The organism is Saccharomonospora saliphila YIM 90502, from assembly GCF_000383795.1.
Taxonomy (GTDB): domain Bacteria; phylum Actinomycetota; class Actinomycetes; order Mycobacteriales; family Pseudonocardiaceae; genus Saccharomonospora; species Saccharomonospora saliphila.
This window is the reverse complement of record NZ_KB912600.1, coordinates 89647-91431: the sequence shown is the minus strand read 5'-3', so window position 1 is coordinate 91431 and position 1785 is coordinate 89647. Positions and strand designations below refer to the sequence as shown.

Sequence of the window (1785 nt, the reverse complement as noted above, 5' to 3'; positions counted from 1 at the left end):
GGCGCGGCGCCAGGCGCGAGCGGACCGAGTCGCCACCCGCCCGGGTCAGGGCTTGCGCGCGACCAGGCAGCCGAAGAGCTGCTCGGTGGCCGTGAGCGGGCGCAGCGCCGGACCGTCCGGCCACCACCGGTCGCACGGGACCAGTTCGGGCGTGTGATCCGGACCGGGCGCCACGATCTCCCAGTCACCCGCCAGCCGCTCGATCTGCTCGCGGGTGCGGAACGTGCCGGAGCCCATCGCGCTGTTCAGCGCGACCTGCTCCAGCCGCCGGGCCGTGGGCGTCAGCTCCGGGTCCTCGGGGTCGAGCAGGTGGGAGAGCACGAAGTAGGAGCCCGAGGGCAGAGCGTCGAGGTAGCCGCGCACCATCTCCGCACACGACTCGTCGCCGTAGTGGTGCAGCGTGCTGACGTGCAACAACGCCACCGGCTGGGAGAAGTCGAGCGCTCCGGTCACCCCGGGATGACCGAGCACGTCACCGGGGGTGAAGATGTCGGCGTCCACCATGCGCGTGCGCTCGTCGCTCGCCAGCAGCGCCTGCCCGTGGGCGAGCACCACCGGGTCGTTGTCGACGTAGACGACGGTCGCCGTCCGATCGACGCGCTGCGCGATCTGGTGGGTGTTCTCCGCGGTGGGCAGGCCCGAGCCGCAGTCGAGGAACTGCCGCATCCCGGCGTGCAGTGCGAGGAACCGCACGGCCCGGACGAGGAAATTGCGGTTGGCCCACGCCATCTCGCTGATCTCGGGAGTCACCGCGCGCGCCTGTTCGAGCACCTCACGGTCGATGGCGTAGTTGTCCTTGCCACCGAGGGCGGCGTCGTAGACGCGAGCGATGCTGGCCCTGGTGTCGTCGACCCCGACGGGGACCGAACTCGGCGCGGGCACGGGAGCGGATGACTCGCCCACGGTTCCTCCTTGGCGTGCTCCGGACGCGGACGGTGAACAACCTACCGCGCCCGACACGCCGTCGGCACCGGCCTTCCCGGTAGTCGATCTTCGACGATCGCGACGGCCCGGAGTCCGCCGGGCTACCAGGCCGAGGAGAGGTCCGCGTGCCCCCGCACCCAGGTGTGCATCACGATGCCCGCCGCCACACCGGCGTTGATCGAGCGGGTGGTGCCGAACTGGGCGATGGAGACCACCAGCGAGGCGGCACGCTGTGCCTCGGGCGACAGGCCCGGCCCCTCCTGACCGAACAGCAGGACGCACTCCCTCGGCAACTCGACCGTCTCGACGGGCACCGCCCCCGGCCGGTTGTCCACCGCGACCACCGTGAGCCCGGACGCGGCGGCGAACTCGGCAAGGCCGGAGACCTCGGGATGGTGGTACAGGTGCTGGTACCGGTCGGTCACCATCGCCCCGCGCCGGTTCCACCGGCGCTTGCCCACGATGTGCACGGCCGAGGCCGCGAAGGCGTTGGCCGTGCGCACGACCGTGCCGATGTTGTGGTCGTGCTGGAAGTTCTCGATCGCCACGTGGAACGGGTGCCGGCGGGCGTCCATGTCGGCCACGATCGCCTCTCGCCGCCAGTACCGGTAGGCGTCGACCACGTTGCGCCGGTCCCCGTGGTCGAGCAGCTCGGGGTCGTACCGCTCGTCCGTGGGCCGCGGGCCCTCCCAGGGACCCACGCCGACCTCGGCGTGCGCGGCACTCCACTCGGTGGGTCCCGGCGTCTCGATCACAGCACCATTGTCCCCGCCCGCGCTCGCACCCCGCGTGGCCCTCCCTGACCCGGCCGCACTCAGCGGCCCGTCCGGTCGTGGGCGCGCGGTGCGGGTGCCGGACCGT

At 72.4% G+C, this 1785-nt stretch carries 2 protein-coding genes; both read right to left on the bottom strand.

Translation table 11 applies throughout. The annotated features are described in order from the left end of the window. Window positions 1-45: 45 nt before the first annotated feature. Complete coding sequence (locus tag SACSA_RS0101070; RefSeq protein WP_048876288.1) at window positions 46-903, bottom strand: SAM-dependent methyltransferase; 858 nt, start codon at window positions 901-903, stop codon at window positions 46-48. A 122-nt stretch (window positions 904-1025) separates the two neighbouring features. Then, window positions 1026-1679, bottom strand: a complete 654-nt coding sequence (locus SACSA_RS0101065) for a TrmH family RNA methyltransferase (protein ID WP_019812801.1) — start codon at window positions 1677-1679, stop codon at window positions 1026-1028. Window positions 1680-1785 lie beyond the last annotated feature (106 nt).